The 9,175-nt window shown below is 73.5% G+C and carries 9 protein-coding genes; 4 read left to right on the top strand and 5 right to left on the bottom strand.

Translation table 11 applies throughout. The annotated features are described in order from the left end of the window. The 3 genes from BU198_RS18160 to BU198_RS18170 all read left to right on the top strand — a co-directional run. Positions 1–361 (top strand): hypothetical protein (locus tag BU198_RS18160; RefSeq protein WP_223244573.1); only part of this gene is annotated, 361 nt, incomplete at its 5' end. A 125-nt stretch (positions 362–486) separates the two neighbouring features. Further along, complete coding sequence (locus tag BU198_RS42240) at positions 487–846, top strand: hypothetical protein (RefSeq protein WP_223244574.1); 360 nt, start codon at positions 487–489, stop codon at positions 844–846. Between the two features lie 247 nt (positions 847–1,093). Beyond that, the gene (locus tag BU198_RS18170) at positions 1,094–2,257 is read left to right on the top strand and encodes an ROK family protein (protein WP_223244575.1); all 1,164 of its coding nucleotides are present in this window, start codon (positions 1,094–1,096) and stop codon (positions 2,255–2,257) included. Between the two features lie 311 nt (positions 2,258–2,568). Here the strand turns inward: BU198_RS18170 and BU198_RS18175 are convergent, their stop codons facing one another. Further along, positions 2,569–3,342 carry a GntR family transcriptional regulator gene (locus BU198_RS18175; RefSeq protein WP_188297917.1) on the bottom strand — a complete coding sequence of 258 codons (774 nt, stop codon included), beginning with the start codon at positions 3,340–3,342 and terminating at the stop codon, positions 2,569–2,571. Positions 3,343–3,655: 313 nt separating this feature from the next. On the opposite strand from BU198_RS18175, the gene BU198_RS18180 reads away from it, so the two are divergent. Then, the gene (locus BU198_RS18180; RefSeq protein WP_188297918.1) at positions 3,656–4,462 is read left to right on the top strand and encodes an exodeoxyribonuclease III; all 807 of its coding nucleotides are present in this window, start codon (positions 3,656–3,658) and stop codon (positions 4,460–4,462) included. Between the two features lie 446 nt (positions 4,463–4,908). On the opposite strand, the gene BU198_RS18185 is transcribed toward BU198_RS18180, so the two are convergent. From BU198_RS18185 to BU198_RS18200, 4 genes are all read right to left on the bottom strand, one after another. Beyond that, entirely contained in the window at positions 4,909–6,492 is a 1,584-nt protein-coding gene (locus tag BU198_RS18185) for a beta-N-acetylhexosaminidase (protein WP_188297919.1), read from the bottom strand. Positions 6,493–6,506: 14 nt separating this feature from the next. Further along, the gene (locus tag BU198_RS18190) at positions 6,507–8,150 is read right to left on the bottom strand and encodes a DUF4127 family protein (RefSeq protein WP_188297920.1); all 1,644 of its coding nucleotides are present in this window, start codon (positions 8,148–8,150) and stop codon (positions 6,507–6,509) included. Beyond that, positions 8,150–8,848, bottom strand: a complete 699-nt coding sequence (locus BU198_RS18195; protein ID WP_188297921.1) for an N-acetylmannosamine-6-phosphate 2-epimerase — start codon at positions 8,846–8,848, stop codon at positions 8,150–8,152. The genes BU198_RS18190 and BU198_RS18195 overlap by 1 nt, the downstream gene beginning before the upstream one ends. Further along, positions 8,845–9,175, bottom strand: a 331-nt coding sequence (locus BU198_RS18200) for an ROK family protein (protein WP_188297922.1), incomplete at its 5' end; no start/stop codon positions are given. The genes BU198_RS18195 and BU198_RS18200, both read right to left, overlap by 4 nt.

The following is a 9,175-nucleotide window of genomic DNA, read 5'->3' on the forward strand; positions in this document are numbered from 1 at the left end:
CGCCCTCGCCGCCGGGCCGCCCCGGCGGCACACCGAGCACCACCGCACCCCTGACGGCGGCCGCTACGACCTCGTGGTCGCCACCGCGGCCGCGACCGGGCGGCCGGCGGAGGTGGTGCCGGCGCTGGTCCGCCGGCTCGCTCCCGGCGGCCGGCTGCTGCTGCTCGCGCCCACCGCCGAACAGCTCGACCTGCTGATCACCGGCGACGTCGGCGACCCAGGCGGCGGCATCGCCCACCCGGCCGAGCAGTGGCGGGCGGCGCTCACGGCGGCCGGCTGCCCGGCGGTGCTGACCCTGCCGGAGGACGGACACCCGATGGGCCTGCTGGGGCAACGGCTGTTCGCGGCCCGGGTGAACTGAGCGCCCGGGCGCACTGAGGCCCGGTGAACTGAGGCCCGGGGTGCACTGAGGCCCGGATCAGCTGAGCGCCCGGGGCAGGCCGGCTGCGGGCGCGGGGACGGGGAGGGCTGGCTACGATCAAGGGCATGACCGCTTCCGCACGTCCGGCTCCGCCCTCCCACGGCTCGATCGGATCCCTCGGCTCCATCGGCTCCATCGGCTCGGTGCTGTCGATCGGTTCGGTCGGCTCGGTGCTCTCCATCGGTTCGGCCGGATCCGTCCTCTCCATCGGTTCGGCCGGATCCGTGCTGTCGATCGGTTCGGCCGGGTCCGTCCTCTCCATCGGCAGTCTGCTGTCCATCGGCTCCGTCGGCGCGGCCTGTTTCGCCGTCGGCGCCCTGACGGCCGGCTCCCGGCGCGGCCTCGGCTCGCTGCTGTCGGAGCGCTCCCCCCGGTCGGTGCGGTCCCTGCGGCCCGGGCGCGGGCCGGCCGTGGCCGGGCGGTGAAGCCCGGGTCACGCACCGCCAGCCGATCCGTACCATTTCGATACCGAAGCCGGGATGAGCTGCGAAGATCCTCGCCGCCCGGGCCCGTCCCCGGGTAGGCTCCCGCATGTCCTCCGGCCCTCGCGCAGGCGGCCCCCTGCCGCCCTGCCGCGTTCTCCGGGGGCGCTCCCCCGCGGGCCATTCGGTGGGCACCGCGCACTCGACACCGCGCGCCAGGGCAGTCGCGCGAACGGCGAAGGGCATCGCATTGGCGGATCGGCTCACCGGAGGAGACTCCTCGCTGCTGCGGCGGATCAACGCGGCGGTCACGCTTCGGGCGCTGCGGAACGGCCACTCCGTGACCCTCACTCAGCTCGTCGGCGAGACCGGGCTCTCCCGTCCCACGGTCGAGGGCGTGATCGAGGGCCTGGTCGAGACCGGGCTGGTCGCCGAGGTCGAGCAGCCGAGGGAGGACGGCCAGCCGGGCACCGGCCGCCGGGGCCGCCCGGCCCGCTGGTTCCGCTTCCGCGCCGAGGCCGGACACATCCTCGGCATCGAGATCGGCGTCCATGACATCCGGGTCATCCTGGCCGACCTCACCGGCGAGGTGGTGGGCAGTCACTTCAAGCCGGTGGACGAGACCCTGGAGGCCGAGGACCGGCTCGCCGCCGTCCGCACCGCCGTCGCCGAGGTGCTGCGCAAGGCCGGCATCTCCCGCGACAACCTGTGGTCGGTCGGCATCGGCACCCCCGGCATCGTGGACCGCGAGGGCACCATCCAGCTGGGCACCGCGATGGCCGGCTGGACCGGACTCGACCTCGGCGCCAAGCTGCGGCGCTCCTTCCGCTGCCCGGTCCTGATCGAGAACGACGCCAACCTGGCCGCCATCGCCGAGCACTGGCAGGGCTCGGCGGTCGGCGCCGACGACGTCGTCTTCGTGATGGCCGGCCTCAGCCCGGGCGCCGGCTCCCTGATCGGCGGCAGGCTGCACCGCGGTTTCGGCGGCGCGGCCGGCGAGATCGGCGCCCTGCACCTGCTCGGCCAGGAGGTCACCCCCGAGCGCCTGCTGTCCACCACCGGAAAGCCGCTCAACCCGCTGGACGAGGCCGCCGTGGCCCGCGTCCTGCGGCTGGCCAGGGAGGGCGACGAGATCGCCAAGGTCGCCATGGACCGCTTCCTCACCCGCCTCGTCCAGGGCGTCGCCGCGCTCGTCCTGGCCATCGACCCTCAGCTGGTGGTCATCGGCGGCTGGGCGGCCGGCCTCGACGGCGTCCTGGGCCCGCTGCGCGAACGCCTGGCCCAGTTCACCCTGCGCGCCCCGGAGGTCGCCCTCGCGGCCCTCGGTTCCGAGGTGGTGGCGATGGGCGCGCTGCGCGTCGCCCTCGACCACGTCGAGGAGCAGCTCTTCGCCGTCGACCCGCCCCGGGCGTAGCCGCGCGACCCGCGGGGCGCCTCGCCGCCCCGCGGACTCATCCCTACGGACTCATCCCCGCCGATGCATCCCCACGGGCGACGCTCCGCCACATCGAGCGCCCGGCCGGAGGCCCACCGCCGCCGCGTCCTCCCGCGGCCCGCCCCCGGGAACGGCGACCACGCGGTCCGGTCAACGGCAAAGGCCCGGACGCCGATCGGCGTCCGGGCCTCGGCCTGAGGGTTTCCGGAAAATGGTTCAGGGGGCGGTGCCTCGGACTGTGACGCCTCGGACCGCCGTGCTTCGGGAAGCCGGCTTCGGGAAGCCGTACTTCAGGAGGCCGTGCGGACCGCGGCCGTCGCACCGACCGGGGTGACCTCGACCAGGCCGGTCTCACCGAAGGTCAGCTTGCAGGTGTCCGCCCGGTAGGTGGCGATCGCCAGCGCCGCGAGCCGGCCGGCCGAGGCGTACTGGGTGATCAGGACCAGGACCGGCGAGCCCGGCGGGCGCTCCAGCAGCGCGGCCTGCTCGGCCTCGGCGACACCCAGCTCGACCGAGCGGGACTCGCCGTCCACCTCCAGGCGCTCCAGCTGGCGCAGCACCGAACGGGCGCGGTCGCTCTCGGCCCGGAAGCCCGGCAGGTGCGGCAGGGCGGCGGCCGGGACGTGCAGCGACTCGGTCGCCACCGCACGGCCCTCGACCAGGCGGACCCGGCGCACGGTGTGCACGGTGGCGCCCTCCGCGATGCCGAGGCCCTGCGCCAGCTGCGCGGAGGCGGGGGCGGTGGTGCAGTCCACCACCCGCCAGGCCTGGCTGCGCGCGGCGCCGGGCCAGCCCTCCTCCTGCCGGTTGACCGGGACGCCGACCCGCGGGGCGGCGATCAGGGTGCCGATCCCCCGACGGCGCACCAGGCGGCCCTCCAGCTCCAGCTGGTCGAGCGCCTGCCGCAGCGTCGCCCGCGCCACGCCGAAGCGGGCGGAGAGCTCGCGCTCGTTGGGCAGCACCTGACCGGTGGAGAACTCCGAGTCGATGGCCCGCAGCAGCACCGTGCGCAGGTGCCAGTACTTCGGCTCCGGCACCGCAGAAAGCTGTCCCGTCGTACCCACCGTGTCCTCCACCCTGATGTTGTCCGCCCTGCGACAAGGAGGCCGGATCCCGGGCCCACTGCTCGCTGTTGCGGCAGGTGGGAGAGCGGTCCTTTATCCGTCCTTCTTTATTAAAGGTCCTTGCAGTAAGTGACCCTAGGGGCTCCATCCGGAGATGGTCAAGACCAATGCCGAGGCTTGGTGTGACCGTCGCCCATATTCATGCCACGTTCACGACATCTCCTGTCAGTCACTGTCACCATTGCGATGGGAGGCGGCCGGCCGCCGCGCGTCACGATTCGGGCCGGGGGTGACCAGTCGGTAGGCTGCCCGGGTGATCGTGGTGACGAGTGTGAACGTGAACGGAATCCGGGCGGCGGCCAAGAAGGGCTTCGTCGAGTGGCTGGCCGGCACCGAGGCGGACGTGGTCTGCCTCCAGGAGGTGCGCTCCGAGCCCGGGCAACTGCCCGTCGAACTGCGCGACCTGGACGGCTGGCACGCGATCTGGGCCCCCGCCGCCGCCAAGGGCCGGGCCGGCGTCGCCGTCCTCTCGCGCGAGGAGCCGCAGCGCACGGCGATCGGATTCGGGTCGGATGAATTCGACAATTCGGGCAGATATGCCGAAATCGACCTGCCCGGCCTGACCATCGCCAGCCTCTATCTCCCCTCCGGCGAAGTCGGCACCGAGCGCCAGGACGAGAAGGAACGCTTCATGGCGGAATTCCTCGTCCACCTCACCGCCCTGCGCGCCCGCGCCGCCGCCGACGGCCGCGAGGTCGTCGTCTGCGGTGACTGGAACATCGCCCACCGGCCCGAGGACCTCAAGAACTGGAAGGCCAACCAGAAGTCCGCCGGCTTCCTCCCCGAAGAGCGCGCCTGGCTCTCCCGCGTCCTCGACGAGGCCGGCTACGTCGACGTCGTCCGCGCCCTCCACCCCGACCGCACCGGCCCCTACTCCTGGTGGTCCTACCGCGGCCGCGCCTTCGACAACGACTCCGGCTGGCGGATCGACTACCTGATGGCCAGCCGCAAGCTCGCGGACACCGCCGTCAAGGCCTACGTCGAGCGCGCGGCCTCCCACGCCGAGCGCTGGAGCGACCACGCCCCCGTCACCGCCGAGTTCGACTTCGGAGACAACTGACCTACGGGCAGGCGGAGTTGGCCAGGTCCCGGGAACGGCCGCCCAGCCACCACGGTGGCGGGCACGGCCGTCCCACGATCAGCGGTGTGCCCCAGAGGAGGTCGGCCCGCACCGGCCGACGAGGCCTGCAACCTCGCCTGGGCCGGTTCGACAAGTCGATTCGTCGCACCGTCTCCCACCCGATCGCCGACTGACGAGAAGGCCGTCTGGCACCACCAGGGGATCAGGCAGGGCGGCTCCCCCCACATCCCCCACTGGCGTGCTCTCGGCAACGAGGGTGCTCCAGTGGGGAACGGCGTCTGCTTCACATCACCGCATCGAACACGGTCGAGCCGCCTGTCGACGCCGGCGGTCTCAGCCGAACCGATGCCCAGCAGCGATCACCGGGTCACCAAGCCACCGGGTCACCACGTCACCTGGCCGCCGGAGGCCACCCCGTCACCGGATCACCCCCACGGCACCTCCACCGATCGGTGGTACCGCCACCCGAGCTCGGACCACCGCGGCGCGTGCGTGGCGAGCCGTACCCGGTACTCCTCCCACTCGCGCCCGTCGGCCGGCGACCACCCGATCTCCGCGACGCCGGGGAGCCGCGGCAGCGTCATGTACTGCACCTCCTCGAACGTCGCCACCCGCTCCGTCCACAGCGCGGCCTCGGCGCCGTACACCTGGCTCTCGGTGACGCCGCGGATGTAGGTGACCGGGTCCCAGGTGTAGCCGTCCTGGACGTCGGTGTAGCCGGCCCAGTCGTGCCCGATCGGCGTGCCGGCGTCGTACTTCATGTCGAAGTACGCCTTCTTGCTGGGCGAGAGGACGAGCTTGGCGCCCTGGGCCAGCGCAGCCCGGGCCTTCGCGGCGTCGGCCCAGAACTGGACGACGGTGCCGGGGGCGATGTCGGCGAGGCCGACCTCCTCCCAGCCGGCCATCCGCTTGCCGAGGCCGTGCACGGTCTGCTGGGCGCGGCTGATGAAGCGGCGGTAGTCCTCGGGCGCGGTCGCCAGCGCCTCGTCGCCGCCGATGTGCAGGTAGGGGCCGGGAGTGAGGTCGGCGAGTTCGCCGAGGACGTCGTCGATGAACCGGTAGGTGATGTCCTTGTCGATGCACATCGAGTTGGGGACGCCCTTCTCGCCCGTGTAGAGCGGCGGTGCCACACCGTCGCAGGTGAGTTCGGCGTAGCTGGCCTGGGCCGCGAGGACATGGGCGGGCATGTCGATCTCGGGGATCACCATGATGTGGCGTTCCGCGGCGTGGCGGACGATCTCGGCGTACTCGCGCTGGGTGAAGTAGCCGCCGGGGCCGCCGCCGACCTGGGTGGAGCCGCCGTAGGTGGCCAGGCGGGGCCAGCTCCTGATCTCCAGGCGCCAGCCCTGGCTGTCGGTGAGGTGCAGGTGAAGGCGGTTGATCTTGTACAGGGCGAGGATGTCGATGTAGCTCTTCACCTCCTCGGCGGTGAAGAAGTGCCGGGCCACGTCGAGCATGGACCCGCGCCAGGGGAACCGCGGGGCGTCCTCGATGTGCAGCGGGGAGATCGTCCACGGACCGCCCTGCGGGGTGCCGGACTCCGCTGCGGCCGGGAGCAACTGACGCAGCGTCTGAGTCGCGTAGAAGAGACCGGCCGGTTCGGCGGCGCGCAGGTGGACGCCGCCGTGGGTGACGTCGAGGCGGTAGCCCTCGGCGGTAGGGGTCTCGTCGTCGACGGCCAGGGTGATGGCCTGCGGGCTGCCGCCGGAGGTGACGACCGGGATGGCATGGCCCGTGGCCCGGCGCAGCCGGCCGGCGAGGTACTCGGCCGTGCGGCGGGCCTCGGGGGCCGGATGTCGCACCACGACGGCGGTGCCGGCGGTGATCTCGAACGGACGGCCGCCGGTCATCTTCAGCGAGCGGGGCTTGGGGATGAGCGCGGGCGCGGGCGGCGTGACGGGCGCGGTGCGGCCGGGAGCCGCGACGGCGGGAGAGGTGAGGTGGGCGGCCCCGGCGAGACCGACGGCGCCGGCGATGAGGATACTGCGGCGGCGGGGGCTGTGCTGCATCGTGCGCACTCCTCTCAGGCCAGGGTGAGGTGGGGTTCGAGCGTCACCTCGAAGAGGCGGTCCCAGGGCAGTTCGACGTGGACGCCGCTGACGGCGGCGAGCTTGGCGGTGCGGGTGGTCGCGCCGCGGTAGCCGAGGACGAGGCGGTGGCCGGCGAAGTGGTCGGTGAAGTACTGGCGGGTCGCCGGGGCGAGGCGGTCCCGGACCCAGCCGTCGAAGAGGGCCTTCTGCTCGGCCGTCAGGTTCAACGGGTTCCATCCCTTGGACCTGGCCTCCGCGTAGGCGGCCTTCTGGAGGACGTTCTTCCAGTGGTCGTCCTTGACGAACCGGTAGAGCAGGTACTCCGCGTGCGCCCGGCCCGGCTCGGTCAGCGCCGGTACCCCCATCCCGCTGGTCGAGCGCTTCAGGAAGGCCCAGCGAGCGGTGCCGTGGGCCAGGGCCAGACCGAGGGCGTTGCCGCCGGTGTTCCAGCCGGAGTACGACAACAGCGCGGCCAGGTCGACGCGCTGTTCCAGCTCGGCCACCAGGTCGTGGTCGGCGCGGTTGACGAAGACCGGGTCCACCACGACGACCGACTCCCCGGCCGTCGTCAGCCCGGCGACCCGGCGGGCGAACGCGGCGAGGTCGGCAGCCCGCTGGTCCTTGTTCGCCGAAGGGGTGTTGACCATGAGCACCAGGTCGGCGCGGCCGTCGACGACGGTGCCGCCGACGGACTTCACGTGCCGGCGGATGTTCTCCGCGAACGGGATGCCCTCGAGTTCCGCCGTCCACTGCTCGCCGGAGATCCCGGCGTACTCCACCCGGTAGGTGGGCGAGGTGCCCGCGGCGATCAGCCGGGCGACCAGCAGCGCGTCGACCTCGTCCGCACCGGGGAAGACCTCGACCCGCCGGCCGACCCCCAACTGCTCGACCAGCTTTTCGAGTTCGACGCGTTCGGCCCGGGCCAGGCCCACCGGGGCGGTGTCGTCCTCGGAGAGCACCAGATGGCTGATGGTGCCGTCGGCGACCCACTCGACCATCTGCCGGTTGACCTCGTGGTTGCGGGCCCGCGCCTTCAGGTAGTCGTCGACCACCGCGTCCGGGATGGTGGCCCGCACTGCCGTGAGCCGGGGCCGCAGATCCTCCCGGCCGAGGTTCTCCACCTGGTCGTACAGCTTGGCCCACTCGACCAGCGCGGCCACGTACTGTTCGAGGTCGGGGTTGCCGGGGGTCAGCGCGAGGCGCTGGATGGTGTCGTGGACCACGATCTGCGCGCTCGGCCGGGCCGCCCGCAGTGCCCGGATCGCCGCGATGTTGGCCCGCGCCGACTCAAGCGTGGGCGTGCCCGTGCGGGAGGCGATCAGGCCGCCGTAGGCGAGCATGCTCACCGAGATCACGTACTCGTCGGCGCCGGCCGAGCCCAGCCAGCGGGCGACGGCCGCGCCGTCCCCGGGCTGGAAGAAGCGGCCGAGGGTACTGCGCGGCGGCAGCACCAGGTCGACGCCGGCGACGGCGGCGGTCATGGTCGGGCAGTAGACGTTGACGGGCCGGTCGTCGAGGGGGACGAGGGCGATCCGGCGGCTCGGACGTGGGGCCGCGATGGCCGCCTGCGGGGTGAGGCCCAGCAGCGGGGCGGCCAGGACGGCGGCTCCGGCGGTAAGGACCGTGCGTCTTCTCATCAGGGGTGCACTCCGTTCGCGTCGGCGTGAGCGGGAACTGACCGGGCCAGCTGCCTGGTCAGGTACAGGGGTGAGGTGATGGCGTTGCCCACCACCACGGCGTGTGCCCCTGCGGCGTAGGCGCGTCGCAGGTCGTCCGCTGTGCGGTAGCGGCCTTCGGCGATCACCGGCACGGACAGCCGCGTGACCAGGCGTTCCAGCAGGCCGAGATCGGGCCCCGGGGTCTTCGGGGTGTGCGGGGTGTAGCCGGAGAGCGTGGTGGCGACGGCGTCGGCGCCCGCGTCGGCCGCGGCCTGTCCCTCCGCCTCGGTGGACACGTCCGCCAGGACGAGGGCGCCGGCGGCGTGGGCGGCCGCGACGACGGCCGCGAACGGCTCGGGCCGCGAACGGTCGGTGGCGTCGATGGCGACCAGGTGCGCCCCGGCCTGCGCGACGGCTCGGGCGTGCCTGCCGGTCGGCGTGATCACGACCGGCCCGGGGCCGTCCTTCCACAGGCCGATGACCGGCACGTCCACCGCCGCCCGCACGGCGGCGATGTCCTCGGGGGCGTTGGCGCGGATTGCGGCCGCGCCGCCGAGGACCGCGGCGGCGGCGACCCTCGCCTGCACGGATGCGTCGCGCATCGGGTCGGCGGGTTCGTCCGGCAACGGCTGGCAGGAGACCACCAGGCCGCCGCGGAGGGTGTCGAGAACGTTCACTGGGGCTCCGTTTCGGTGGTGCGCGGGAAGGTGACCGACCGCGGCCGGCTGCCGGGACCGGCAGGCCCCGGATCGGACGGCAGGCACATGGCCCGCCGGGTCATCGCCGCCCGGGCCGCGCCGACGGCGACCGCCGCGTCACCGAGCGCGGCCGGGACCAGCGTCACGTCGGCGTGGACGGGCAGCCGCTCGGCGGCATACGCGCTTCGGGCGTACGGCAGCAGCGCTCTGCCGGCGCCTCCGGCCACCACCACCGTCTGCGGATCGAGCAGCGCCACCAGGCCGGCGAGGGCCCGGCCGAGGGCGTGGCCGGCGGTGGCGAGGACC

The sequence above is a fragment of the Streptomyces sp. CBMA156 genome, assembly GCF_014596515.1.
GTDB lineage: Bacteria > Actinomycetota > Actinomycetes > Streptomycetales > Streptomycetaceae > Kitasatospora.